General features: G+C 38.8%; 30 protein-coding genes. 26 read left to right on the top strand and 4 right to left on the bottom strand.

The genetic code is table 11. From position 1 onward, the window contains the following. Positions 1–6: 6 nt before the first annotated feature. From ERX37_RS05955 to ERX37_RS05895, 13 genes are all read left to right on the top strand, one after another. Positions 7–993, top strand: a complete 987-nt coding sequence (locus tag ERX37_RS05955) for an aspartate-semialdehyde dehydrogenase (RefSeq protein ID WP_133429770.1) — start codon at positions 7–9, stop codon at positions 991–993. Then, complete coding sequence (gene dapA, locus ERX37_RS05950; protein WP_133429769.1) at positions 993–1871, top strand: 4-hydroxy-tetrahydrodipicolinate synthase; 879 nt, start codon at positions 993–995, stop codon at positions 1869–1871. Before ERX37_RS05955 ends, dapA begins: the two co-directional genes overlap by 1 nt. Then, positions 1871–2590 (top strand): 4-hydroxy-tetrahydrodipicolinate reductase, encoded by a 720-nt coding sequence (dapB, locus tag ERX37_RS05945; RefSeq protein ID WP_133429768.1) that lies wholly within the window; start codon positions 1871–1873, stop codon positions 2588–2590. The genes dapA and dapB overlap by 1 nt, the downstream gene beginning before the upstream one ends. Before the next feature lie 15 nt (positions 2591–2605). Further along, positions 2606–3322, top strand: coding sequence for a 2,3,4,5-tetrahydropyridine-2,6-dicarboxylate N-acetyltransferase (gene dapD / locus ERX37_RS05940; protein WP_133429767.1), 717 nt, complete (start codon positions 2606–2608; stop codon positions 3320–3322). 16 nt (positions 3323–3338) lie between these two features. Beyond that, positions 3339–4484, top strand: coding sequence for a M20 metallopeptidase family protein (locus tag ERX37_RS05935; RefSeq protein WP_133429766.1), 1146 nt, complete (start codon positions 3339–3341; stop codon positions 4482–4484). After that, a complete protein-coding gene (gene alr, locus ERX37_RS05930) occupies positions 4481–5545 on the top strand; it encodes an alanine racemase (RefSeq protein ID WP_133429765.1) in 1065 nt (354 codons plus the stop codon). The genes ERX37_RS05935 and alr overlap by 4 nt, the downstream gene beginning before the upstream one ends. Then, on the top strand, positions 5546–6808 hold the full coding sequence (gene lysA, locus ERX37_RS05925; RefSeq protein ID WP_133429764.1) for a diaminopimelate decarboxylase: 1263 nt from the start codon (positions 5546–5548) through the stop codon (positions 6806–6808). Positions 6809–6821: 13 nt separating this feature from the next. Further along, positions 6822–7988, top strand: coding sequence for an aminotransferase class I/II-fold pyridoxal phosphate-dependent enzyme (locus ERX37_RS05920; RefSeq protein ID WP_133429763.1), 1167 nt, complete (start codon positions 6822–6824; stop codon positions 7986–7988). 66 nt (positions 7989–8054) lie between these two features. Beyond that, positions 8055–8234: a hypothetical protein gene (locus tag ERX37_RS05915; RefSeq protein WP_133429762.1), complete on the top strand. Its 180-nt coding sequence runs from the start codon at positions 8055–8057 to the stop codon at positions 8232–8234. A 146-nt stretch (positions 8235–8380) separates the two neighbouring features. Continuing rightward, positions 8381–10468 (top strand): ATP-dependent Clp protease ATP-binding subunit, encoded by a 2088-nt coding sequence (locus tag ERX37_RS05910; protein ID WP_133429761.1) that lies wholly within the window; start codon positions 8381–8383, stop codon positions 10466–10468. 83 nt (positions 10469–10551) lie between these two features. Next, positions 10552–10983, top strand: coding sequence for a GNAT family N-acetyltransferase (locus tag ERX37_RS05905; RefSeq protein WP_133429760.1), 432 nt, complete (start codon positions 10552–10554; stop codon positions 10981–10983). An 82-nt stretch (positions 10984–11065) separates the two neighbouring features. Further along, a complete protein-coding gene (locus tag ERX37_RS11710; protein ID WP_133429759.1) occupies positions 11066–11428 on the top strand; it encodes a MerR family transcriptional regulator in 363 nt (120 codons plus the stop codon). Positions 11429–11440: 12 nt separating this feature from the next. Then, on the top strand, positions 11441–12754 hold the full coding sequence (locus ERX37_RS05895; protein WP_133429758.1) for a hemolysin family protein: 1314 nt from the start codon (positions 11441–11443) through the stop codon (positions 12752–12754). A 217-nt stretch (positions 12755–12971) separates the two neighbouring features. On the opposite strand, the gene ERX37_RS05890 is transcribed toward ERX37_RS05895, so the two are convergent. Then, entirely contained in the window at positions 12972–14156 is a 1185-nt protein-coding gene (locus ERX37_RS05890) for an MFS transporter (protein WP_133429757.1), read from the bottom strand. Between the two features lie 288 nt (positions 14157–14444). Here ERX37_RS05890 and ERX37_RS11545 point away from each other — a divergent pair, with 288 nt between their 5' ends. From ERX37_RS11545 to ERX37_RS05870, 4 genes are all read left to right on the top strand, one after another. Continuing rightward, on the top strand, positions 14445–14837 hold the full coding sequence (locus ERX37_RS11545; RefSeq protein ID WP_188352354.1) for an ATP-binding cassette domain-containing protein: 393 nt from the start codon (positions 14445–14447) through the stop codon (positions 14835–14837). Beyond that, positions 14834–15598, top strand: coding sequence for an ABC transporter permease (locus ERX37_RS05880; protein WP_133429756.1), 765 nt, complete (start codon positions 14834–14836; stop codon positions 15596–15598). The genes ERX37_RS11545 and ERX37_RS05880 overlap by 4 nt, the downstream gene beginning before the upstream one ends. 186 nt (positions 15599–15784) lie before the next feature. After that, positions 15785–16624, top strand: coding sequence for a DegV family protein (locus tag ERX37_RS05875; RefSeq protein WP_133429755.1), 840 nt, complete (start codon positions 15785–15787; stop codon positions 16622–16624). 113 nt (positions 16625–16737) lie between these two features. Then, complete coding sequence (locus ERX37_RS05870; protein ID WP_133429754.1) at positions 16738–17403, top strand: NAD(P)H-dependent oxidoreductase; 666 nt, start codon at positions 16738–16740, stop codon at positions 17401–17403. Positions 17404–17429: 26 nt separating this feature from the next. Here the strand turns inward: ERX37_RS05870 and ERX37_RS05865 are convergent, their stop codons facing one another. From ERX37_RS05865 to ERX37_RS05855, 3 genes are all read right to left on the bottom strand, one after another. Then, the gene (locus tag ERX37_RS05865) at positions 17430–17999 is read right to left on the bottom strand and encodes a GNAT family N-acetyltransferase (RefSeq protein ID WP_133429753.1); all 570 of its coding nucleotides are present in this window, start codon (positions 17997–17999) and stop codon (positions 17430–17432) included. A 73-nt stretch (positions 18000–18072) separates the two neighbouring features. Continuing rightward, complete coding sequence (locus ERX37_RS05860) at positions 18073–18630, bottom strand: NADPH-dependent FMN reductase (RefSeq protein ID WP_133429752.1); 558 nt, start codon at positions 18628–18630, stop codon at positions 18073–18075. Between the two features lie 15 nt (positions 18631–18645). Then, positions 18646–19077, bottom strand: a complete 432-nt coding sequence (locus ERX37_RS05855; protein WP_133429751.1) for a MarR family winged helix-turn-helix transcriptional regulator — start codon at positions 19075–19077, stop codon at positions 18646–18648. Positions 19078–19209: 132 nt separating this feature from the next. Between ERX37_RS05855 and ERX37_RS05850 the strand changes: the two genes are divergently transcribed. The 9 genes from ERX37_RS05850 (at position 19210) to ERX37_RS05810 (ending at position 25400) form a co-directional block, all read left to right on the top strand. After that, the gene (locus tag ERX37_RS05850; RefSeq protein WP_133429749.1) at positions 19210–19491 is read left to right on the top strand and encodes a GNAT family N-acetyltransferase; all 282 of its coding nucleotides are present in this window, start codon (positions 19210–19212) and stop codon (positions 19489–19491) included. A gap of 94 nt (positions 19492–19585) precedes the next feature. Continuing rightward, on the top strand, positions 19586–21184 hold the full coding sequence (locus tag ERX37_RS05845) for a MutS-related protein (protein WP_165981981.1): 1599 nt from the start codon (positions 19586–19588) through the stop codon (positions 21182–21184). Positions 21185–21380: 196 nt separating this feature from the next. Continuing rightward, entirely contained in the window at positions 21381–21752 is a 372-nt protein-coding gene (locus ERX37_RS05840) for a GntR family transcriptional regulator (RefSeq protein ID WP_133429747.1), read from the top strand. Positions 21753–21754: 2 nt separating this feature from the next. Then, positions 21755–22630, top strand: coding sequence for an ATP-binding cassette domain-containing protein (locus ERX37_RS05835; RefSeq protein WP_165981980.1), 876 nt, complete (start codon positions 21755–21757; stop codon positions 22628–22630). A 17-nt stretch (positions 22631–22647) separates the two neighbouring features. Continuing rightward, positions 22648–23289, top strand: a complete 642-nt coding sequence (locus ERX37_RS05830) for an ABC-2 transporter permease (protein ID WP_165981979.1) — start codon at positions 22648–22650, stop codon at positions 23287–23289. Position 23290: 1 nt separating this feature from the next. Continuing rightward, entirely contained in the window at positions 23291–23980 is a 690-nt protein-coding gene (locus tag ERX37_RS05825; RefSeq protein WP_133429743.1) for a hypothetical protein, read from the top strand. Positions 23981–24104: 124 nt separating this feature from the next. After that, positions 24105–24506: a hypothetical protein gene (locus ERX37_RS05820; RefSeq protein ID WP_133429742.1), complete on the top strand. Its 402-nt coding sequence runs from the start codon at positions 24105–24107 to the stop codon at positions 24504–24506. A gap of 11 nt (positions 24507–24517) precedes the next feature. Further along, on the top strand, positions 24518–24916 hold the full coding sequence (locus ERX37_RS05815; RefSeq protein WP_133429741.1) for a hypothetical protein: 399 nt from the start codon (positions 24518–24520) through the stop codon (positions 24914–24916). Next, entirely contained in the window at positions 24909–25400 is a 492-nt protein-coding gene (locus tag ERX37_RS05810; protein ID WP_133429740.1) for an AAA family ATPase, read from the top strand. The genes ERX37_RS05815 and ERX37_RS05810 overlap by 8 nt, the downstream gene beginning before the upstream one ends. The last annotated feature ends 54 nt before the right edge of the window (positions 25401–25454 follow it).

Genomic DNA, 25454 nt, shown 5'->3' with positions numbered 1-25454 from the left:
ATAAAAATGAAATTAGCAATTGTAGGTGCAACAGGATTAGTGGGATCTAAGATGATGGAAGTGGTTGAACGGAAAGCGATTCCGTTTGATGAACTGACATTGTTCTCATCTAAGAAATCAGCAGGACAGGTGATCTCTTTTAAAGGCCGGGATTATGAAGTGCAGGAACTGACTGAAGCACGCGCAGAAGAGCCATTTGATTACGTTCTGATGAGTGCAGGAGGCAGTACATCACTTAAATTCTCTCCTATTTTCGAACAGGCAGGCGCTGTTGTCATTGATAACTCGAGTGCATTCCGTATGCAGGGAGATATCGATCTGATTGTACCTGAAGTGAACAAGCCTAAACTAAACCGTGCCATTATTGCAAATCCGAACTGTTCAACTATTCAGTCAGTTGTTCCACTGAAACCACTTGTTGAAGCGTTTGGTCTTAAACGTGTGGCTTACACGACTTATCAGGCTGTGTCCGGTTCAGGTCTTGCTGGTCTGAATGATCTGCGCGAAGGTGCAAAAGGTGCAGCACCGACCAATTATCCACATCCGATTTATAACAATGTACTGCCGCATATTGATGTCTTTCAGGAAGATGGTTACACAAAAGAAGAAGTGAAAATGATTGATGAGACGAAAAAAATTCTTAATCTGCCCGATCTTCGTGTGACAGCTACATGCGTGCGTGTACCCGTTGAAGATAGTCACAGTGTTGCAATGGATGTAACGCTCGAAAAACCAGCGACTGTTGATGCTATTAGAGAAGTGCTGAGCAAACAGGAAGGTATTGTACTTGTTGATGATGTTGAAAACAATGAATATCCACTCGCTATTCATTCAACAGGACGAGACGAAGTGTTCGTCGGTCGTATCCGCACTGATGACTCACTTGATAATACGTTCCATATCTGGTGTACGGCAGATAACCTGCTAAAAGGTGCCGCACTTAATGCAGTCCAAATTCTTGAAGCATTACTTAAAGAGAGAGGAGAAGCATAATGACATTATTTACTGGGACAGCAGTCGCCGTCACAACACCTTTTAAAGAGGGGGAGGTTGACTATACAACATTTGAAAAACATATCGAATTTCTAATCGATAATGGGATGCAGTCTATATTCGTCAATGGTACGACAGGAGAAGGTTCAACGCTCACTGAGGAAGAAAAACTTGAACTTGTAAGGCTGGCCGTTAGAGTATCAGATGGACGAGTGCCGATTGTTGTAGGGACAGGCACTAATAATACTGCGGCTTCTATTGAGCACTCGCTGAAAGTGAAAGAAGCAGATGCAGATGCCATTATGCTGATTACACCTTATTATAATAAAACAAATCAGCGTGGATTACTGGCCCACTTCACAGCGATTGCGGAAGCAGTCCAGTTACCGGTTGTTCTCTATAATGTGCCTGCCAGAACGAATATGACCATTGAACCGGAGACGATTAAAATATTAGCAGAGCATCCTTATATCGTTGCCTTGAAAGATGCGACAGGAGATATGGAATATCTGAAGCAGGTCAGAGCGATTGTATCAACTGATTTCACACTCTATAGTGGTAATGACGACTCTATTATTCCGTTTTACGAGCGCGGAGGTGACGGTGTGATTTCGGTTGTTGCGAATGCAGTTCCTGCCGAATTCCAGGCGATCTACGAGACATATGCATCTGATCCACAAGAAGCAGAACGTCTCTTCAATAAAGTCAGTCCACTGATTGATGCACTCGGTGTCGATGTTAATCCAATGCCGATCAAAGCGCTGGTGACTGAACTTGGGTTTGCAAATGGAGAAGTGAGACTACCGCTTGTCCCTCTGGAAGAAGAAGACAGCAAAGTGATTCATGAGGCTTATCAAGCGTATAAAGGTGAAGCGTAATGAAAATTCTTTTAGTAGGTTACGGTGCAATGAACGAACGTGTTGCACGTCTAGCTGAAGAGCGTGGTGATCACATTGCAGGTATTATTACGAAATCAGATAAGATATATCCTTATCCATCATTTAAGATAGAAGAACAGTGGCCGGAAGCGGATGTCATCATTGACTTCTCGCATCCAGAGCTTTCACTGCCTGTAATTAGAAAACAGCATGATATTCCGCTTGTGATGGCGACAACAGGACGCAAGGAAGAAATTATAGAAGCACTTGAAGGAGCTGCTGAGACTAAACCGGTCTTCTTCAGTGCTAATATGAGCTACGGGGTGCATATCCTGACTGAAATCATCAAATACAGTGTACCGCTTCTCCAGAATTTCGATATTGAACTGACAGAAAAGCATCATCGCAAAAAAGTAGATGCACCGAGCGGCACACTGGTTAAATTATATGATGCAATTAAAGAAAAACGCGAAGCTGCGTACCCTGTCTATGACCGTACGCAGACGGAACAAGCAAGATCAGACGAGGAGATCGGTATCAATGTCGTTCGTGGCGGTACCATTGTAGGTGAGCATGAAGTATTATTTGCCGGTCACGACGAAACGATTCAGATTATCCATCGTGCACAGAGCAAAGATATATTTGCAAGCGGCAGCCTGGATGTAGCAGAGCAGTTAGTGAGCAAAAAACAAGGCTACTATACATTTGATAACTTATAAAAAGGGGAGATAATGATGACATTACAATCAGCACAGGAAATCATTCAATATATTAGTGACAGCGAGAAGAAGACACCAGTTAAAGTTTATGTGAACGGTAATTTCAGCGAAGTTGCGTTTCCTGAGACACTTAAAGTCTTCGGCAGCGAATCATCAAAGACTATTTTCGGTGACTTCAAAGACTGGTCTGCATTCTATGAGGCGTATCAGAATGTTATAACAGGTGTGGAAGTGGAGTATGATCGTCGTAATTCAGCTATTCCACTCATCGATCAGACGAAAATCAATGCGCGTATTGAACCGGGTGCATTGATTCGTGAACATGCTGAAATTCATGACGGCGCAGTTATCATGATGGGTGCAACAGTAAATATCGGTGCAGTTGTCGGCGCAGGGACGATGATTGATATGAATGCAACACTCGGGGGCCGCGCAACGACAGGCAAAAATGTCCATGTGGGTGCTGGCGCAGTTCTTGCAGGTGTGATTGAACCGCCAAGTGCGCAGCCCGTCATTGTGGAAGATGATGTATTGATCGGTGCTAATGCAGTTGTGCTTGAAGGTGTACGCATCGGTAAAGGAGCAGTTGTAGCTGCTGGCGCAATTGTGACGGAAGATGTACCTGCTGGTGCAGTGGTAGCTGGGATGCCGGCACGTGTTATTAAACAGGCGCATGAAGTAGAAGGTTCTAAAATTGAGATTGTACAGGCACTCCGTAAATTGAACGACTAATGAAGAGGTGAAGGCAATGGAATATGAATATTTGAAAGAGACAAGACGCTGGCTGCATCAACATCCGGAACTGAGCATGCAGGAATTTGAAACAACAGCTTTCATTAAAAATGAACTGGATGCGCTGGACATTCCATATGATACACCACTGCCGACCGGTGTGATTGGCTATCTTAAAGGCACAACAGAGCAGGCAGTTGCTTTTCGTGCCGATATAGATGCCCTGCCGATCCATGAGGAGAATGATGTGGACTATCGTTCGAGTGTTGACCATGTTATGCATGCATGTGGACATGATGGTCATACTACGATTCTGCTCGCATTTGCTAAGCGTGTTAAGGCGTTATACGATGCGGGCAAGCTGACGGCCACTGTCTATTTCATATTTCAGCCTTCAGAAGAAACAGAGGCGGGTGCAAACCAGCTGCTGAATGCCTATTCATTCAAATTAAAGCCTGATTATATTTTCGGTCTGCATATGATGCCTAACAATGAAGAAGGCCTGGTTTTATCAAAGCCAGGACCGATCACAGCGAGTGCGACAGAATATCGTTTTTTCATTAAAGGATTATCTGCACATGTTGCAAATAAAGAACAAGGTCATTCCGCTGGTGAAGCGCTGAGCTTTATTCTGAGTCAGATTTCACAGCTTCAGCATTATCATCTGCCGGGACTCAGGCAGAATATTGTGCATATCGGTCAGTTTCATGCAGGTGAGGCAATCAATACGGTGCCTTCTAACGGTTATCTGGAAGGAACGATCAGAACATATGCTGCTGATGACTTAGCGACAGTAAAAGAACAGATGTTAAAGATTGCAGAAGCTTGTTCAGTGGTGACAGGCACAGCTGTTGAAGTAAAATTTTCTGAAGGTTATCCGTCTACTTCTAACGATACAGATGCCTATCAGCTGATGAAGCAGGCAAGTGAAGAGACATCACTGGAATGGATTGAAAAAGAGGAACCTTATTTATTCGGTGAAGACTTCGCCTTCTATAGTCAGGTCGCTCCAACAGCCTTTGCCTTTTTAGGATGCCGTAACGCCGAGCAGCAATTTGTGACAGGATTGCATACTTCAACATTGAACTTTGATGAACATGTACTGCTGGGTGGCGTAGATTTGTTTAGCGCTATTCTCGCGAGATTTGAGGCGACATTATGACGGCAAAATGGACACTTGATACACAGACATTTAAAGATAACATTCAACATGTGATACAAGGACAGCCGGTTATGGCAGTGGTGAAGAATAATGCCTACCATTATGGACTGGACTTCGCAGTGAATGCATTTCTGGCAGCGGGTATCAATACGTTCAGTACGACGGTGCTGCACGAAGCAGTACGCGTACGTGAACTAGCGCCTCAAGCTACTATTTTCCTGATGAATCCGACAACAGAATTTGCGGTTCTCAAAGAGAATGACATACACATGACATTACCTTCGCTTGAATTTTACAGACAGTATCAAGCTGAACTGTCTGGCATCCATGTTCACATGGAATTTGAGAACCTACTTCATCGTTCTGGATTTAAAACATTCGATGAAATGAGAGCAGTCATTAAACTTGATGAACAACGTCTACAGCATGAACAGATGCATATCAGGGGTATCTGGACTCATTTCGGTTATGCCGATGAGTTTGATGTACTAGATTATAATGATGAGAAATCAGCATGGCTGACTGGACTTGAGGCGATGCTTGCGGATTATCATTTTGACTTCGTACATGCTCAGAACAGTGCGAGCTTCGTTAGAGATGGCCTTTTTGCTCAGCATACACATGCTCGACTTGGCATTATTCTCTACGGCAGCAGACCGTACTCAAATCTGGACGAGAAAGTGACAGTCCAGGCCTTGACAGTGAGTGCGAATGTTATCCAGATCCGCACTCTTGGGGCAGGAGAATCAGCGGGCTATAGTTTCGCTTATACAGCAGATAAAGAGACGGAAATCGCAGTGATTGATATCGGATATGGTGATGGTATTCTCCGTACAAGAAGTCAGCATGATTGTCTGATTAACGGGAGACGTTATCCGATTCGCGCACTGATGATGAGTCACCTTTTTGTTGAAGTAGATGACAAGGTTAAGCAAGGTGATACCGTTATTTTATACAGCAATGATATTCGTATAGATGAACATACATTCAAAGGGGTAGGCGCAAATTCAGAACAGCTCAGTGCCCTCAATCATCATTCGTTGAAAAAGGAGATTATTTAAATGACATTACAATATATAGACAATGAACTGACGATGCATGGTCACAGGCTCAAAGATATTGCTGGTGAATATGGCACACCTCTGTTCGTTTATGATGAAACAATGATTCGTCAGCAGTGCCATAGATTCCATACTGCACTTCAGGATTCGGGACTGAATTACACGATTTCCTATGCTTCAAAAGCATTTTCTGCTGTTCAGCTTTTTAACATGATGGCAGAGGAAGACATGGGTCTTGATGTTGTCAGTGAAGGAGAACTTTATACAGCGCTTCAATCCAATGTAGCACCGGAACGCATTCATTTCCACGGCAATAATAAGACAGACTGGGAGATACTCTATGCAATTGAATCTGGTGTCGAATATTTTGTCATTGATAGTCTGGACGAAATTGCACGTATCGACCGCCTGGCGACGAAACAGGTAAAAGCAGTGCTTCGTATTAATCCAGGTGTTGAAGCGCATACCCATGAATTCATTCAGACGGGTCAGGAAGATAGTAAGTTTGGTCTCAGCATTAAAAAAAGACTGGCGCTGGAAGGTGTTCGTCAGATTGAAGCAGCTGAACATATTGATTTTATGGGTGTTCACTTCCATATTGGTTCACAGATTTTTGAATCGACTGGTACAGTAGAAACTGTGAAGCTCGTTATTGAATGGTTAAAAGAGAATGATATCGACATTCAAGTACTAAATATCGGCGGTGGCTTCAGCATTAAATATACGGACGATGATGTCAGCTATCCGATAGAAGAAGGTATCAAAACCATTACCCAGGCGGTTCAAGCAGCATGTGAAGCTCATAGTTATCCGGTGCCGGAACTTTCACTTGAACCAGGGCGTTCTATCGTCGGAGAAGCAGGTATTACACTGTACGAAGTGGGCACCATTAAAGAGATTCCTGATACGAACTACTATGTTTCGATTGATGGAGGCATGAGCGATCACATTCGTACGGCACTCTATGATGCGAAATATGAACTTCGACTTGTTGACCGTGAGGAGACGCATGACAAGACGATGACCATCGCAGGAAAGTTATGCGAATCTGGAGATATTATCCGTCGTGATATTAAACTCCCCGCAAGTATTAAACGTGGAGATTTACTTGCAGTCTTATCAACAGGCGCTTATCACTATAGTATGAGCTCAAACTACAACCAGATGGTGAAGCCGGCAGTTGTCTTTGTCTCAGAATCAGGTGTCCGCCCGGTTATTAAACGTCAGACACTAGCACAATTGATTCAGAATGACATCATCTAAGGAGGAATGAATCATGCCACAATTCAATGACCGTGTGACCGCTTTGCAAGTACCTGGCACTCGTCAGTTCGCGAATAAAGTCAGTCAGTACGAGAACGGTATCAATCTGACGCTCGGTCAGTCAGGATTTGATGCGCCGGATTTCATCAGACAGGCAATGGTAGATGCGGTAGAAGCCGGCAAGTTACGCTACACGCATAACAAAGGGCTGATAGAACTTAGAACAGCCATCACAGACTATACCGCACAACGTTTCAATAGCGAGTATGACCCGGAAACTGAAGTACTGGTGACGAATGGTGGCTCAGAGGCAATAGATAGTATTTTCAGAGCTATTCTGGATGCAGGTGATGAGGTCATTATTCCGGCGCCTGCTTATGCAGGATACGAACCCCTTATCCAGTTGCTTGGTGCGAAAACAGTATTTGTTGATACGACAGCCACACATTTCGTGCCGACTGCTGAACAGATTGAAGCGGCGCTTACGCCTAAGACAAAAGCAATTCTATTCAACTATCCGACGAATCCTACAGGCACAACGTTAAGTGCTGACGTGATTCAGTCACTTGTTCAGTTACTGAAAGATAAGGAAATCTTCATTATTACTGATGAAATTTATTCCGAGAATATATATGAAGGAGAACATCATTCCTTTATTGAATATCCGGAAGTGCGCAACCAGCTCTTTTATATTAATGGTTTATCTAAATCACATGCGATTACGGGTGCACGTATGGGTTATATACTGGCACCGGAATATGCGATTGATCAAGTCACAAAAGTGCATCTCTATAACTCCATCTGTGTGGCAACACCTTCACAGTACGGGGCAATTGCAGCGTTGACTCATCCAAATAGTAAGCAGATGCTTAAGCATATGAATACAGCCTATATCGAGAGAAGGGACTATCTATACGATAGATTGACTCAGATGGGACTGCCGGTGGAACGACCAACCGGTGCATTCTACATACTACCGAATATATCCGCATACCATTCAGATTCTTTTCAATTTGCAACTGACCTGCTGGAAGCGGAGCAAGTCGCAGTTGTACCTGGTGCAGCCTTTACCTCGTACGGCGAAGGGTATATCCGTCTATCATTTGCGAGTACAATGGAAGAAATCGTTGAAGGCTGTAATCGTCTGGAAAAATTTCTTAAAAGTTATCCAAAACAATAGTTTAAAGCTCCCTGAATCTGGTAAAATGATGATAAGCTAGAAATATTCATCAAAAGGGGAGAGAGAATGAATATTACATATATTATTCCAGCGTTATTATTTATCTGCTTAGGTATTGGTATGCTTTTTGATCAGGAAGGCCCCGCTGTTATCATCGGCCTTGGATTAGGTTTATTGACCTATGCCATTCTGTGTAACCGCCAGACAAAATTAAATCATCAGATTGAAGGAAGAGTCTCTAAATAGAGGCTCTTTTTTATGTGAAAATTAATAGTCAAAAAAGGTCAACAAAATGTTTGACCTTTTTTGACCTTGGGTATATAATGAATATATCAAAGGAATAAGACACCTTTGATAGTAAAATGACAATTGAATATTAGGAGGAATTAGTTATGAATAACTCATTTTTCAACAACGATTTTGATGCATTATTTAACAGTATGTTTAACGAGATGAATGCAAATAATAATTACACTAAAAAACGCTACTATATAAATGGACATGAAGTAACACCTGAACAACTAGCAGCACTTAAACAGCAAGGCTATCAGTTCAAAGAAGACCAGCAGCAGTTACCTGCTCAATCACAAGGTAAAGCATTATCTGCTGATGGCATATTAGGTAAATTAGGCCGTAACTTAACTGAGGAGGCACGTCAGGGTCAACTAGATCCAGTAATCGGCCGTGACAAAGAGATTCAGGATACAGCGGAAGTATTAAGCCGTCGTATTAAAAACAATCCGATTTTAGTCGGTGAAGCAGGGGTCGGTAAAACAGCGATTGTTGAAGGTCTCGCTCAGGAGATTGTTAAAGGCAATGTGCCTGCTTCAATCAAAGATAAAGAAATCTATTCATTAGATATTTCAGCACTGGAAGCAGGTACACAGTATCGTGGTGCATTTGAAGAGAACGTTCAGAAATTGCTGGATGAAGTGAAATCACATGGCAACATCGTTCTGTTCCTGGATGAAATCCATCAGATCATTGGTGCGGGTTCTACTGGCGGCGACTCAGGCAGTAAAGGTCTGTCAGATATCATCAAACCTGCGCTCAGCCGTGGAGAAATCTCAGTGATTGGTGCGACTACTCAGGATGAATATCGTAATACAATCTTAAAAGATGCTGCATTATCACGTCGTTTCAATGAAGTCGTGGTCAATGAACCTTCTAAAGAAGATGCTTTCGAGATTTTAAAAGGCATCCGTGATAACTACGAGAAACACCATAACGTAGAAATCCCGGACGAAGCATTAAAAGCAGCAATCGATTTATCTATCCAGTACATTCCACAGCGTACATTGCCAGATAAAGCGATTGACTTGATGGATATCTCAGCAGCACACGTTTCTGCTGCTCATACAGCAGTGGATAAAGTGGAAGCTGAAAAGGAAATCGCTGCATTAACTGAAGAAAAAGAAAAAGCGGTGCAGAACGAAGAATATGAAAAAGCAAGCAATATTCAGGCACAGATCAAAGAACTGAACGATAAAGTGTCAGCCGCACATGATGACAACAAAAACACAGTGACAGTGGATGAAGTGGCTGCGACAGTTGAACGTTTAACAGGTATCCCGGTTTCTAAAATGGATTCCGATGATTTAGAGCGTCTGAAAAATATTCAGTCACGTCTGGAAGAAAAAATCATCGGGCAGGCTGATGCGGTGAAAGCTGTATCCCGTGCCATCAGACGTAACCGTGCTGGTTTCGATGAAGGCAACCGTCCAATCGGCAGCTTCCTATTCGTCGGCCCGACAGGTGTCGGTAAGACAGAACTTGCGAAACAGCTGGCGGTTGACCTCTTTGGTAACAAAGATTCACTCATCAGACTTGATATGAGTGAATATATGGATCAGACAGCAGTGTCTAAAATGATTGGTACAACAGCAGGTTATGTCGGTTATGATGACAACTCCAACACATTGACTGAACAAGTGAGACGTAATCCTTACTCAGTTATTCTGTTTGATGAGATTGAGAAAGCTAACCCGCAGATTCTGACTTTATTACTGCAAGTATTGGACGATGGTAAACTGACTGATGGTCAAGGTAATATCGTCAACTTCAAAAATACAATCATTATCGCAACATCAAACGCTGGTTTCGGTGATGGTCAGGAAGCGGATAAAGACAGCATCTTTGATGACTTAAAACACTACTTCCGCCCAGAATTCCTGAACCGATTCAATGCGATTGTGGAATTCAAACATTTAAGTAAAGAAGACTTACAGCAGATTGTTGAATTGATGTTAGCAGATGTTCAGCGCACACTGGATAAAAAAGAAATCACAATGAACATCACAGATGAAGCGAAAAACTGGCTCATCGAACAAGGCTACGATGAAAAACTCGGTGCAAGACCATTACGTCGTGTCGTTGAACAGAACGTCCGTGATATGATCACTGATTACTACCTGGATAATCCAGAAGTCAAGGAAGTGAATATCAACGTGAAAGACGATCAGCTGACGATTAATGAATAATGATAGCGACCGTCCACAAAAGTGGGCGGTCTTTTTTTGAGTGGTGTATAATGAAAATAACTTTCATTAAAGGGGTTGTTATGATGGAATTCAAAGTAAGAGAACTGCATGATTTAACGCCGGAAGAAGTGTTGGATATTATGGAAGAGCGTATCAAAGTCTTTGTCATTGAACAAGGGGGAAATTATAGAGAGATTGATGACTACGACCGGACATGTAAACATGTCTTAATAGAAGATGGGGACAAAATTGCAGCTTATGCCCGTATTATTGATACGCCCGATTATGTAAAATTTGGACGCGTACTTGTACCGGAGGCATACCGTAAACAGAAGCTGGGACGCCAGATTGTACAGTTTACTATTGATGAAATTCAAAGATTATATCCCGGTAAACTGATTAAAATATCAGCGCAAGCGTACTTAAAAGATTTCTACAAATCATTTGGCTTTGAAGTGACATCTGATGTTTATGAAATCATCAATATTCCTCATATCGATATGGAACTTGATTAACAGCCTTCTATAAGGCTGTTTTTTTGTGATTAGAATGATAATCCTCTATAATAAAACCATTACGTGACGGTTTGGAGGGAAAATCAATGGGAAGGACTTATTAAAAATCGGTGAACTCGCAAAAGCAGCAGGAGTCACTAATCGGACAATCGATTATTACACGCAGATAAATCTGCTGGATTTCGAACGGACAGCAAAAAATTATCGTATGTACAGTGCAGCGATGGTTGAACGGGTACACATGATAGAAAATCTGAAACAGCAAGGTAAGTCTCTCAGTGATATCCGTCAGATCATCACTCCCGCACGTACACTCGAAAATCGAGTGAAAGAACTGGAACAGGACATTCAGCGCATAGTCCAGTCAGATAATCTGGATCAGATTAAGCAATTAGCTATTAAAGATTTAGCAGTGATAAAATCACTGTTATTACTATTACATTAACGGAGGATTTAATTGGAAACCTTTATCAATTTATTAATATTTACAATACTTATCATTTTGACAGCGTTTTTCGTAGCGACAGAATTTGCTATCGTTAAAGTCAGACACTCTCGCCTGAATCAGCTTGTCGCTGAAGGGAAGCGTGGTTCACAGTCTGCACAGAAAGTCGTCTCTCAGCTTGATGAGTATTTAAGTGCCTGTCAATTAGGTATCACCATCACAGCTCTAGGCATCGGGATGGTGGGTGAGAAGACATTCGAATTTATATTGAATCCATTATTTGAAACAATCGGCATCCCGCATGGCTGGATTCATGGCTTCACTATTGCCGGTGCATTTGTGATTGCAACGTTCCTGCATGTTGTAGTCGGTGAACTCGCACCTAAGACTATCGCGATACAGAAGGCAGAAGCGGTGACCTTAATGTTCAGTAAACCGATTATGTTCTTCTACCGTATTCTGTATCCATTCATCTGGATTCTGAATGGTTCAGCTCAACTCCTAATCAAACTGATAGGTATTAAGCCGGTAGGTGAACATGAACTGACGCATAGTGAGGAAGAACTACGACTGTTATTGTCAGACAGTTACCAGTCTGGTGAGATTGATATTGAAGAACTGAACGTTATCAACAACGTTTTTGAATTTGATGACAAAGTGGCCCGGGAAATTATGACACCACGAAACGAAGTCGTCGCTTTTGATGTGACGGCAAGCATGGCGGAAGTACTGGAGAAAGTAGCGGAAGAACGCTATACACGTTATCCGGTTTATGAAGGCGATAAAGACCAGATTGTCGGCTTCATCCACATGAAGGATTTCATTAAATTCACAATGATGGATCGGGAAAAAGTGATTCAAAGTCAGCTGAGTGATTATATCAATCCGGTGATCCGTGATATTGAATCGGTGTCACTCAACAGCTTACTTCAAAAAATGAGACAGAAACGAATCCATCTGGCTGTACTGATGGACGAATACGGTGGCACAAGTGGACTCGTGACTATTGAAGATATTATTGAAGAATTAGTCGGTGAAATTCGTGATGAACATGACGAAGAAGAGCCGGACCGTATCATCGAAATTGCAGATAATCACTACAAAGTCCATTCAAGTGCAGCCATCAATGATATCGAAAAGTTGTTGGATATTACGATGGAACGTCAATCAATTGATACAATGGGTGGCTGGATGGTCACGCACCTTGAAGAGGCAGATGAAATATTCCATGAAGGATATATATTCCGTGTACTGGATAAGACAGACCACCAGATTAACTTCATAGAAATCTTTGAGTCACCAAGCGTTGTAATGGATGAAGAATAATAACGGTCCACAAGACGCGGAAATGTGATTTGCGCGTCTTGTGGAGGAGATATCGATGATAATAGGGCAAAAAGTAGAGTTGAGACCAGCAGATGATACATTACTGAAGACATTATACTACTGGCAGTATGAAGAAGAGAATCATGAAGCGGATAAGTGGATTAAATAAAAGAATGAAGTCCGATTTCTTATTATCTAAGAAATCGGGCTTGTTTATTTATTTGAATAGTTTTCTATACTTTATACTGATTAAGAAACAAATAATGTAAGCACATGCAGCTATTATAAACGCAGTAACAACTGAATAATCTGCTATCGTACCTATCAAGTATGAGCTGACACAGAAGCACAGTGAATAAATCATACCGTTAAGCGTATAAAGCGCAGTCAGTGAATAATCGTCCAGTCTCATCTGAATCTGAGTATGCATAAGAGTTGCTCTCAACTCGTCACAGATACCAAAGATAAATGAAATAGCGAGTGTGACAAATAAAAATTCATTATAAACGAACAGGATATTAAGCAGGGCTAGTGCTAATGGAATCGACACGATATATAAACGACTATAGTTCATTAAGGTATCATTGAACTTAGTAAGGAGTACGCCTCCTACTACTACACCTAGAAAAAACAGGGCATTGATAAAGCTGAACCACGAGGTATTAGCATGTAATCTTTCTGCTATAAATACAAGCAAGATTGCAGCAAGCCACACGCTATGACCTATTGATTCAAATAATGTCGACATGTTTAAAAAATGGCTTTCCTGTAATAGTCTATTAGTTGTCACCATTTTATTAAAGCTACGGAATATAGATGTTTGCTCGGTTTCCAAGATGTCTTGATGCAAATTTAATCTGCTTATTAACATGACTGACGAAATATACAGAACTATGGTGATAACAATCACCCGTTCACTGCCGAGTAATAGTAATATGCCACCAAGTGACCATGAGCCGATCTGCACAATACCGCTCATCATACTCATCTGCGCATTAGCAAAACCAATATGGTCATTCTGTTCGGTTAAAGGTATCAATGCCATCTTCAGTGGGTTTGTGAAACCATCCAGAAAAGCATTGAAGAAAGCGAGCAGATAAAGTGAATAAATTTGTTCTGTGAGCACCACACATATTAGAATAACAACCATTAGAAAAGTTTTAGCTGTTTGATTAAATAATAATATCTCTTTTTTCGACCATCTGCTATACACATAAGGTACGAACCAGCCGCTTAAAAATACAGCAGCAGTAATGATGATGGGTACATAAATCGAAGCCTGAGCAGAATGTGTATGCTCATAGACATATCCAATCAATGCAACGATGTACAGTATATCTCCTGCATTAGCGAATAGCTGACTGAAATACAGGTATTTAAAATTAATAGATAGTTTTTTCATATCCTTCTCCAAATCACAGACTCGTCTGTCCGCGTACAAAGAGAAGCTCTATCCAGAGAAAAGCTGATATTTAGTTTTTAACTAAGCTCGACGCGATGTACGAAGAAGATATCTTCTGAGTATTATAATGAAGAAAAGTTAACTACATATTTAAATCGCTCCATATTTCAAAATAAGTTAGTAATAATGTATCATTTCATCATTTAGAAGTAAATTGTGACAATAACTTTTACAGAGTATAATTTATAAAAATAATGAAAAGAGTTTGATCCTCAAGGCAGGCGAGATTTGCTTCATATTCTTGAGCAGATTAAAAACTATACAACTGTGATTTTCTCGACGCATATTCTTTCTGATATAGAAAGTATCTGTGATGAAGTCATAGTGCTAAGCCATCAGCAGTTACTGACACTTGATGAAATTCAGAAACGCTATCCTGCTCTGAATAAGATAACCGTCGAAATGAAGGTAAGCGAAAGAGAACAGCAATGTTTGTCTGAACACTATGAAGTACAGGGACGTAGTGACAAAATAATTATGGAAATTGAACTGGGTGGAAATACAAAAATGATAGAAACACAAAAACTGTATCAACAGTTAATGAGATTGAATGTCTACCCTGAATATATAGCTATAAATGTTCAGACACTTGAACAATTGTACAGGGAGGCGGTGGAATGAAGATATTAATGGTTATGTTAAGAAAAGAATGGATGGAGTGCTTAAGGACTTATAAAGTTGTGTCTGTATTAGCGATCATGGTTTTTATTGCTATTATGAGCCCTCTAACTGCTTTAATGATGCCTGATATAATTAAAAATTCTTTGCCTGATTTAGCTGACAAAGTAACGATACCGGAAGCGACTTATTTTCATTCATATACTCAGTTTTTCAAGAATATGAATCAGATTGGCTTAATTTTAATGATACTTATTTTCGGAGGTACTTTAACAGCTGAATTTTCAAAAGGTACTTTGCTTATTTTACTGACTAAAGGATTGAGTAGAAAATATGTAGTTCTATCTAAATGGCTGATGGCAGTCTTGTTGTGGAGTATGGCTTATATTTTCTCAATAGTAGTACATTATATGTACACAAATTATTATTTCGAACCATTAGGACAGCAGCGATGGATAAGTTACGGGATGGTGTGGCAATTTGGAGTGGTGCTGTTATCTGTGATAATACTTGCATCTGTGGTAACTAAAAGTTATATGGGGGTACTCATTTCAATATTGGTGCTAGTGGTTGGTTTGTTCTTACTGAATTTAAATCAGCATATTGCAGATTATTCACCGCTATATCTAATTCAAAATAATATGAACATGATAACAGGAGAAATACACATAACGGATATTTATCAGGCTGTTATAGTAAGTGTGACCGTTATTATTACATCTATAACCAGCAGTATAATAGTGTTTAATAAATCCTCTATATAAAGTGTGAATCAATTCAATTTCACGAAAAATTGATGAAAAAAACATTTTTCATCAATAATAATTGGCAAAGGAGTCAACCTCCAGATATTAGGTGATAGTTAAAATTTAACCTTTTAAATTTATTTGATATTAATAGTAAATTCCTGTTTTTCTATGCTATGATATGGAAAACAAGGAGGTAATGACGTGGGTAAAATTGCATTTATTACAGATTCAGCATCTGGGTTTGGTATTAATGAACACCCTGATGTGTTCGTCGTGCCGATGGGTGTCATAGTGAATGAAAAAGAATATGTCGACTACATCGATATTCAGACGGATGAATTTTATGATTTATTAAAAGATTACGGTGATGGAGCTAAAACTTTTCAGCCTTCTCCTCAATCGTTTCATGATACATATCAGAAAGCAATTGATAATGGCTATAAACATATTATTGCGATCCATGCAACGAAGGAACTGACGGGTACATACCAGGGTTCTGAGATGACGAGTCGCGAATTTGATATTGAATCTACAGTGATCAATTCAGATGTAGGTGATTATCCACTTCGTCGTATGGTCGAAGAAGGGATTAAAGCCAGCGAAGCAGGAGAATCATACGAAGCAATTGTTAGGAAGATTAAAACACTTGCTGAAGATGGAACGCTTATCATCTATCCGAAGAATCTGAATCAGCTTAAAAACAGTGGTCGTGTCAGCCGTTCGCAAGGTATTATTGCGGGACTGTTGAATATTCAATTGATCATCGAATTTGAAGGCGGTAAATTATATCCGATTGAGAAAATTCGTTCTAAAAAGAAAGCATTGAATTTTATTCATGAGAAGATTAAAAAAGAAGTAGCTGAAGATAATCCATCTAAGATCGGTGTATCATACGCCGGTGAACAAGAAGAAGCGGATTTAATGGTTGAATGGTTAAAAGAACAATATCCTGACAAAACAATAGATAAGCTTCCACTTGTGCATGTGGCAGGGGTTCATACAGGATATGGAACAATCGCAGTCGGCTGGGTCAAAGCATAGTTTGAATTTTTGAAAGTCTCGGAAACGAGGCTTTTTTGATTTTTCTATCTCAGAGTTTATAAGAAAGAATTCTGGCAGCCAATATGTTATTATGCCGGTAAGGAGGTTTTACAATGAATAATGAACAAGTAAAACAGCAGGTATTATCAGCATTTGAATTTCGTCGTGCGATTAAATCTTATGACCCTGACAAGAAGATTGAACAGAGTGATCTTGAATATATATTAGAAGCAGGTCGTCTAAGTCCAAGCTCTGTTGGACTTGAGCCTTGGCGTTTTATCGTTCTGGAAAATGAAGAAGTGAAAAATGCTCTGCATGACATTAGCTGGGGTGCAAAGAAACAATTCGAAACAGCGAGCCACTTTGTATTGCTCGTTGCACGTAAGAATGCTAAGTATGATTCTCCGATATTCCGTGAGCTGGCTGAACGATGGGGGTTACCATCTGAACAGGTTGAAAAGACGTTGGACTTATATAAAGATTTTCAAGTTGAACATATGGATATCGCTGATTCAGAGAAAGCGCTCTTTGACTGGACAAGTAAACAGACTTATATTGCATTAGGTAATATGATGACTGCTGCTGCCTTAATTGGTGTGGATTCTTGTCCGATTGAAGGTTTTCATTATGGCAAAGTTAATGAAATATTAACTGAAGCAGGTGTCATTCATGATGATGAAGGTATTTCCGTTATGATGTCTCTCGGTTATCGTGACCATGATCCAAAAAGACCGCAGTTACGAAAAGATAAAGACGAAGTCATTTCATATTTTAAATAAAAAAAGTTAGCTGTGGCTGACTTTTTTTATGGTGCTGTAATAGAGTATATGCATTTATCAATCCACTGATCATCTTCACGTATAAAACGTTCACGTGTGCATTCATATTTCAGTTCAACGTGTTCAGCCACTTTGATGGAGCGTGTATTAGTGGGAGTGATATGAGCTTCTATTCTGTGGTAATGCAGATGCTGCATGGCGAAGGGGATGGCTGCCCTTACTGCTTCTGAACCATACCCATGTCCCCAGTGCTGATTATGAATAATATAGCCCAGTACGCCCCAGTTGATATCGCCTGTCAGTTCCCGGCAAAGTGTTGAGAATTCAACTTTACCGAGTAGTTCACCTGTAGTTTTAAGGAAGATGCTAAAGATATAGGATTCATCTGATTCTGCAAGCTGGGTAAATGTTTGAATAACCTCTGAGAAAGTTTCAGGTGTGTAGTGAGATACATCAATATCATCACTATCAAATTCATTCTGCTTAGGATTTCTACTGGCAAAGCTATGTTGGAATGCATCAAAATCCATTAGTTCAAGTGGACGAATAATGAGTCTCTCTGTTTCGATGCATAGATTAAGATAGTTAATTTTCAAATGTATAGACCTCACATTTTTGTTCAAATTATAGCATAAAAAAAGACTGAGGATTGTGCCTCAGTCTGTTGGATTATCCGATAAATGCGATGAAGTCTTTAACGAATGCTTGTAATTTTTGTTGTTGTTCTTCTTCTAATTCTAATTGACCTGAACCCCAAGCTGAACCAGGAATTTTGATACCGAGTCCTTCGTGGTCCATTGGTTTCATACGCGTGTATGCTACGAGTTCGTTTAAGTTTTTACGAACGAATTTACCGTAAGTTGAGTTTGCCGCACTTGCAACAGCAACAGGTTTACCATTGATTACTGTTACTTCTTCGTTGTTGCCTTGTTCAGTAGGACGTGATAACCAGTCGACCAGGTTTTTGAGACGAGCTGAGTATGAACCGTTGTATTCTGGAGAAACAAAGATTAATGCGTCTGATTCTTTCACTTGTCCGCGGATACCAGTCACTGAAGTGTGGTTAGGGTATTCGTTGTTCTGGCTGAGTAATGGAAGCTCTGTATAATCAAGAACCTCTGCATTTACACCGTTATTTTCTAATTCGCTTACTAACTGGCTTGCTAATTGGCCGTTGAATGAACCTTCACGGTCTGAACCATTGATAACTAATACTTTTTTGGACATGATAAAAACTCCTTTTTATTTGTTTTTAAATTTTTTAAGTATCGTGATGAGCTGATGACGTTCTTCTTCTGTCAGGACATCGAAGACTTCATCTATCTCACTGCGATGGGCGGGGAGCACTTGTTCAAACTTTTCTTTACCTGCGTCTGTCAGACCGACGACTGATTTTCTTTTGTCGTCAGGTAATACTCGGCGGTAGACGAGTCCATCTCGTTCCATGTTTTTCAGAATGACTGTCATATTACCGGCAGTACCGAGTAACTTCTCCATTAAGTTGCAGATTGGCATCTCACCTTTGCAGTACAGCACATCAAGTACGCCGAACTGGGAGTGAGTAAGATTAGACTGCTTAATACTTTTGCCGACATGCTTATTGATTGTCCGATCAGCGAAGCGGAAAACAATCATGGCATGTACAGCAGAGTCACGTTCAACTGAAATATCCATTTTCTCACCTCAAATACTACTAACTAGTAGCAACATTCTTTATGGTAATACTAGTTAGTAGTAATGTCAATGATAAAGTTTCAATAAAAAAGGGTATAGGTAACTATCATAATTAAAAGGGAGAGATGACAAATGAGTAATGTAAAACACGGTGATCAAATGTTTTATCTTGGAGATTCTGAATCAAAACCAGATGCAATGATGACATATGTATCTAATGGAGATGACAAAATCGTCATTGACCACACAGAAGTATCAGAGGAATTGCAAGGACAAGGTAAAGGTAAAGAGCTGGTAGAAGCGGCTGTTCAATATGCACGTGACAACAATAAGAAGATTGTACCTGTTTGTACATATGCGAAAAAAGTATTAGAAGAAAATAAAGACTATCAGGATGTTCTGGCAGCTGAATAGTAAAGGAATCCCTTCATTATGGAGGGTTTTTTTTTGGTTTTTACAAAACAAATCCATTATGAGAAAATAAAGGAAAACTTGAAGGGGATTTATGATGCTGCTGAACTATGTATGGATTACATTAGGCTTTCTAGTGCTTGGGCTAGCTATGATGGTTTACGATAAACGTAACATGAACAAGCGTATCAAAGGATTATGGGATAAGCGGATAAGCTTTAAGGTTCAAAAAGGGGATTACATCCGTTACGATGGTTACTACGCTAGTATTTGTCTGGAAAATGAGGGCATCGATGATATTACATGGAATGATTTGAACATGGATACTGTGTTCAGACAGATCAATTATAATTTCACCACAGTAGGTGAGGAGTATTTATATGCAGCCCTTAGAAATGCAGGCACCTTACCTAAAGTAGACGAAGAACTGATGGAACGTATTAAAACGGATAGAGATTTTAGAGAACAAGTTTCGATGGCGCTTGCTGATTTAGGTAAAAATGCGAACAGCGACCCTTCTCAATTTATTTTTAAGGATATCCGGACGAGTCATTATAATAAGTTGTATATAATCACGACACTGCTTCCGTTTGTGAGTTTGTTCTTCTTTTCAATCTCATGGACTGCAGGATTAACGGCTTTTATAGCGAGTATCGGCTTTAATATGGTGCAGTCATTTAACTTTACTTCCAGAAATGAAGCGAAATATAGCGAACTGTTCTATGCTGTTCAGCTGATTAGAAGCGCCGATCATCTCTCAAAGGTAAGCCCATTTTATCCAGTTCAAAAAGGAAAGCTTCGAAGCACAGGATTTTTGAGTTACTTTATGCTGAATGATAAACAGAATGATCAGAATTTCTTTCTTCAGATTATAAACGCACTGAAAACAGCTTTTAATGCGGATTATCACCTCTATCACTATGCTGTTGGAGTAATGCATCGTAATCATGATACGTATGAATCATGTTTTCATACTATTGGCTTGCATGATTTAAGCTATGCAACAGCATTATGGCGCGAGACGCTTAGTTACTATACGCAGCCTGAGGAAGGGCGTCAGCTGATTGTTGAAGAAGGTTACCATCCACTCTTGAAGTCATTTGTTGCGAATGATATCGAAGTTGAGAAAAACATTATTCTAACTGGATCAAATGCGTCAGGTAAATCGACCTTTATGAAGATGCTGGCTCTTAATATTGTATTATCTAAAGGTCTGCATACAGCAACAGCAGAACGATTTATTTTAGCACCGGGTGATCTCTATACGTCTATGAATCTTGAGGACAGCATTATGGCCGGAGATAGTTATTTTATTAGTGAAATTAAATCATTGAAGCGGATACTGAAACAGACTGATCGTTCTGTATATATTTTCATCGATGAGATATTAAGAGGTACGAATACAAAAGAACGCGTGGCCTCAGCAGAAGCGATACTGAAATATTTGAACGACAAGCCTAATGTAACATTGATGACGGCTACACATGATATTGAACTGACTTCTATGATGACAGAAGCATTTGATTTTTATTATTTCTCAGAAACATTGACTGATGATAATGATGTGACATTCGATTATCTGCTAAAAAGGGGTGTCACAAAGACATCAAATGCGATAGAACTGATGCGTATTCATCAGTATCCGGCACAGATTTATCAGCGTGCAAAAGAGAATGTCGGACAGTTAAACGAATAGTAGTAATAAAACAACCGAATCCTTATGGATTCGGTTGTTTTTATTTCATATAATCTTCAGCAGTTATATTGAATTTTTCCTTTAGATAGATGATGCATAGTAATTTAACCAGATAAGAGGTTTTAAAATTTAATTATTGACTTTACTGTACTCTTTGTATATATTGTGTATATACAGTATGGCGAAGGAGGTTAATATGAACATCCAGTTAAATCAAAAAAGTGATAAGCCTATCTACGAGCAATTGAAGTCAGAGATAATTCGATTGATTATGTGCAAAGAATTAAGGGAAGGTGAGTCATTGCTATCGATGAGAGCATTAGCTAAAGATTTAGGCATTAGTGTGATTACAACTAAAAGAGCATATAAAGAACTTGAGGATCTGGGTTATATCAACTCTGTTCCTGGAAAAGGGACATTTGTTGCGAAAGGGAACCAGACAATGATTAGAGAGCAATCATTGAGACGGCTTGAACTTAAAATTAAAGAAAGTATTGAACTTTCCAGACAGTTGAGCATTGAACGTAGCGAATATGCTGACATTGTAGAATTTCTATGGGAGGAATGATGATGAATGCGATTGAAATACGAAATCTCTATATGGAACAAGGGACGTTTGAACTGAAGATTGATGAACTTGATATACCGCAAGGTTATATTACTGGTCTGATCGGGGAAAATGGTGCAGGTAAAACCTCTTTGATATATCAGTTGTTAAACCTGAAGGTACCTAAGTTAGGTGATATTAAAGTATTAGGTAAAAGTTATAACAATGCACGAGCTGAAATTTTATCTGATGTTGGTATTGTTTTTAGTGAAAATCATTTTCCTGAATGGCAGTCCCCTAAGAAATTAGAAAAACTATTCCAAATGTATTATCCCCGCTGGGAACATGAAACATTTATAAAATATTTAACATTGTTTGAAATTCCATATCATCAAAAAATAAAATCATTCTCACAAGGTATGAAGGTGAAATTAAGTTTAGCTACTGCATTAGGTCATCAGGCAAAACTACTAATTTTAGATGAACCGACTTCAAACCTTGATCCTACATTTCGATTAGAATTACTGCAAATCTTTCAGGAGCTGATGCTTGATGAACAGCATACTATTCTTTTTAGCACACATATTACATCTGATCTCGAAAGTGTTGCAGACTTTGTGGCTTTTATTGAACTAGGAGAGCTACGATTGATGGAAGAAAAAGATAAGTTACTCAGTTCGTATCAACTAATTAGAGGTTCAGATCAACTGCTTGATGATGAATTAGATGAACTAATTATAGGGTTGGAAGGAAGAGAAGGTAGCTTTGTAGGTATAACGACCGAAGGAAGAGTATTTAAAGAGTTATTTGGTGAAAAAGTTTCTTGTAGAAGTATTACACTTGATGAATTAATGTATTTTATGAAGAAAGAGCGCCTACAGAAGACGGTGATTAGATAATGCTGAGACACTTTTATATGACTGTTGTTTTGAGTAAATCTTTGTTGAATACATTGAAAATCTTTACGCCTCTCTATTTAGTTACCTTAATTTTAACAGTTATTTATCATACTTCATTTACGAATTCATTATTAATGACAACTTCTTTATTGATGATGATTGTGTTGACGAGTACTAATTATCTTTACTATGCAGATGACTCTTCTAATAAAATGCAGCAATTTTCTAGAACGTTACCAGAAAATTTAAAAGAGATGATTAAAGGGGATTATTTAAATATGCTGGTTGGACATGTACTGGCAGTGATCATATGGTGTATTTATCTGGCTTCTATTAATGCTTTTATTCTGATGTATCCAATGTTGGGATTAATACTGATGTCGTTTTTTTCAAATGTAATTATCCATATGACTTTCAAATATGATGGAAAAAAATATAGAATTGTTGAGTGGTTGATTTCTGCAGGAATTATATTATTATTTTTATTCTATTATATGCCAGTGCATAACTATTATTTAAAAGAGTCTGCGTTTCAAACTTCTTTAGAATTTAGATGGATTCCTATTATATTTATCACCATTGGGTTAATTGGTAGCATCATAATAATGATGAAAATGCTTAATGGTCATAATAACTATAACGTTATGAGAGGAGAATAATATGAGCATTAGATTATTGCTGGATTGGATAGTCATTAAAGAAAAAGCTTTATATTTATTGTTGATTCTTGCTCCATTTACGTTGCTTATAGTAAATTGGTTGGTTAATACGTTGATTAAGCCCGATACTACTGAAAAATTTACAGTTGCTCTATTATTTGCATATATTTCTATGTTCAGTATGTTTACGTTATATAGTCAAAAGCAACTTAATTTAAAGAAGTTTAAATTAGAACAGTGGTATTACACTTTTCCTGTAACGTCTAAAATGCATGTTTATTCAGATGTCATACTAATACTAGTTTCACATATGATAGGATTTATAATTTGGGGAATATTTAATTTATTAGATCACCACACTGAGTATATTATAATTGGATTAATGACAGCAGGGATTAGTTTAATGTTGAACTTCTATTATATTTATTCAGTACATCGACTTAATGGTAATTTTAATATGGTATTCATAATTGCTTATTTTCTGTGCATGTTATTTATTATGTGCTTTCATTCGATGCTAATTATTAATGATTATAATTACAATTTAAATTTAAATTTAAATGAAAGTAAAGCGTGGAATTTTTACTTATACCAGCTACCTTATATTATGGTAGTGATGGGACTATGCATAGGTTTTATAGTAACCCTAGTTTTAACAAAAAGAAAAACTGGTTTTCAGCACTTAAAATAAAGAGAAAATGAAGATTGAAATATATTAGCTTATTATACTAACATAGCCATCTCATAGGAGATGGCTTTTCTTTTTTAAATAATCGCTATACAATGGTAATAAATGTATGGATTAGTAGGAAATCATGAAAGATAAAAGTATCTGGATAAGTATTGTGACAGTCATGTGGGTTCAAGCGATATTTAATTGGTTCGACAAAGATACTGCAAAATTAATCGTGATGACACTTGTAAACCTGTTTATTAGCTATAAAATATTGAACATATTGTTCAATATGAGAAAACAGCTAGAAGAGGCTCCGCTTGACGGTAAATTTCTTATGAGCAGAGAGAAAGATATTTATCTTTATCATTTTAGAAATTTCCTGATATTATTTGGAATAAATTTGATTGTATTAGGGATTGTTATATTCTCATTACCATGGAACTGGATAGTGGCTGATTTAGGAGTGATTGCTTTGATTATTGCATATTTGATTGAATCCTTTACGTATGGCTATAGTGATATATTAAAGTGGGAAGAATAGGAGGGGTATTATTGTCAGGACCGCAGGATTTAAGATTGATAGTTACTATGATTATGACTCTAGTTGTAGTGAGTAGCGACAATGTCTACTTAAAGGGCTTGGCGTTTTTACTTACATTAGCATGGCATCTCTTTACAATATTCAAAAGGCTGAAAAAGAATCTGACGGATATACCTAATGAAGGGCATTTTATGTACAGCCGTGAGAAAGATATTTATCTACTGACGGTTGTTCAAGTGAGCATTTCCTGGGTGATGTTAATGGTTCTAGGTATCATTGTGTTTTTTAGTCGGACGTTATTGGTGATAGGTTTGATTACGATTTTGCTTTCTTTGAGTGTGGGCCTGATAATTGAATACTTTTTGAAACGACGGAGCGACGTGTGGAGGTGGCAGCTAAAAAATGACTAGACTCATTATATTAAGAGGTAATTCAGCACGCGGCAAGACATCAACGGCTCAACAATTACAAGAGGAGCTGGGAGAAGGAACGATACGGGTGTCGCAAGATGTCGTGCGACGACAGATGTTGAGAGTAAAGGATACAGTCGGCTCTATATCGTCTGATTTACTGGAGACCTTAGTGGATTTTGGTATGCAAAGGTGCCGTTATGTCATATTGGAAGGCATTCTGACCAACCAGAAACATGGCAAGATGTTAAGAGGTTTAATCGATAGGTATCATGGAAATGTATCGGTCTATTACTTTAACATTTCATATGAAGAGACATTGCGGCGTCATCAGTTTAAAGATATGTCATTTGGTGAAGCAGAGATGAAAAAATGGTATCTCGAAGAGGATATACTGGGAGTAGCAGAAGAGATATTATTTAAAGACGAAATGTCCCAGCAAGAAATTGTTGATCAGATTATAAAAGATAATCGTTATAATTAGAAAATAAAAGATTTAATTTCGAATTTCTGATATATGATGCGTTTCAGCGCTCCT

It is taken from the genome of Macrococcus hajekii (genome assembly GCF_004359505.1).
In the GTDB taxonomy this organism is placed as follows: domain Bacteria; phylum Bacillota; class Bacilli; order Staphylococcales; family Staphylococcaceae; genus Macrococcus; species Macrococcus hajekii.
This window is presented reverse-complemented; position numbering and strand designations above follow the sequence as displayed.

Excerpts from the sequence above, each read along its gene's own strand:
- ERX37_RS05955 (WP_133429770.1), top strand. The coding sequence starts at position 7 with ATGAAATTAGCAATTGTAGGTGCAACAGGATTAGTGGGATCTAAGATG.
- dapA (WP_133429769.1), top strand. The coding sequence starts at position 993 with ATGACATTATTTACTGGGACAGCAGTCGCCGTCACAACACCTTTTAAA.
- dapB (WP_133429768.1), top strand. The coding sequence starts at position 1,871 with ATGAAAATTCTTTTAGTAGGTTACGGTGCAATGAACGAACGTGTTGCA.
- dapD (WP_133429767.1), top strand. The coding sequence starts at position 2,606 with ATGACATTACAATCAGCACAGGAAATCATTCAATATATTAGTGACAGC.
- ERX37_RS05935 (WP_133429766.1), top strand. The coding sequence starts at position 3,339 with ATGGAATATGAATATTTGAAAGAGACAAGACGCTGGCTGCATCAACAT.
- alr (WP_133429765.1), top strand. The coding sequence starts at position 4,481 with ATGACGGCAAAATGGACACTTGATACACAGACATTTAAAGATAACATT.
- lysA (WP_133429764.1), top strand. The coding sequence starts at position 5,546 with ATGACATTACAATATATAGACAATGAACTGACGATGCATGGTCACAGG.
- ERX37_RS05920 (WP_133429763.1), top strand. The coding sequence starts at position 6,822 with ATGCCACAATTCAATGACCGTGTGACCGCTTTGCAAGTACCTGGCACT.
- ERX37_RS05915 (WP_133429762.1), top strand. The coding sequence starts at position 8,055 with ATGAATATTACATATATTATTCCAGCGTTATTATTTATCTGCTTAGGT.
- ERX37_RS05910 (WP_133429761.1), top strand. The coding sequence starts at position 8,381 with ATGAATAACTCATTTTTCAACAACGATTTTGATGCATTATTTAACAGT.
- ERX37_RS05905 (WP_133429760.1), top strand. The coding sequence starts at position 10,552 with ATGGAATTCAAAGTAAGAGAACTGCATGATTTAACGCCGGAAGAAGTG.
- ERX37_RS05890 (WP_133429757.1), bottom strand. The coding sequence starts at position 14,156 with ATGAAAAAACTATCTATTAATTTTAAATACCTGTATTTCAGTCAGCTA.
- ERX37_RS05880 (WP_133429756.1), top strand. The coding sequence starts at position 14,834 with ATGAAGATATTAATGGTTATGTTAAGAAAAGAATGGATGGAGTGCTTA.
- ERX37_RS05870 (WP_133429754.1), top strand. The coding sequence starts at position 16,738 with ATGAATAATGAACAAGTAAAACAGCAGGTATTATCAGCATTTGAATTT.
- ERX37_RS05860 (WP_133429752.1), bottom strand. The coding sequence starts at position 18,630 with ATGTCCAAAAAAGTATTAGTTATCAATGGTTCAGACCGTGAAGGTTCA.
- ERX37_RS05855 (WP_133429751.1), bottom strand. The coding sequence starts at position 19,077 with ATGGATATTTCAGTTGAACGTGACTCTGCTGTACATGCCATGATTGTT.
- ERX37_RS05850 (WP_133429749.1), top strand. The coding sequence starts at position 19,210 with ATGAGTAATGTAAAACACGGTGATCAAATGTTTTATCTTGGAGATTCT.
- ERX37_RS05845 (WP_165981981.1), top strand. The coding sequence starts at position 19,586 with ATGCTGCTGAACTATGTATGGATTACATTAGGCTTTCTAGTGCTTGGG.
- ERX37_RS05840 (WP_133429747.1), top strand. The coding sequence starts at position 21,381 with ATGAACATCCAGTTAAATCAAAAAAGTGATAAGCCTATCTACGAGCAA.
- ERX37_RS05835 (WP_165981980.1), top strand. The coding sequence starts at position 21,755 with ATGAATGCGATTGAAATACGAAATCTCTATATGGAACAAGGGACGTTT.
- ERX37_RS05830 (WP_165981979.1), top strand. The coding sequence starts at position 22,648 with ATGACTGTTGTTTTGAGTAAATCTTTGTTGAATACATTGAAAATCTTT.
- ERX37_RS05825 (WP_133429743.1), top strand. The coding sequence starts at position 23,291 with ATGAGCATTAGATTATTGCTGGATTGGATAGTCATTAAAGAAAAAGCT.
- ERX37_RS05820 (WP_133429742.1), top strand. The coding sequence starts at position 24,105 with ATGAAAGATAAAAGTATCTGGATAAGTATTGTGACAGTCATGTGGGTT.
- ERX37_RS05810 (WP_133429740.1), top strand. The coding sequence starts at position 24,909 with ATGACTAGACTCATTATATTAAGAGGTAATTCAGCACGCGGCAAGACA.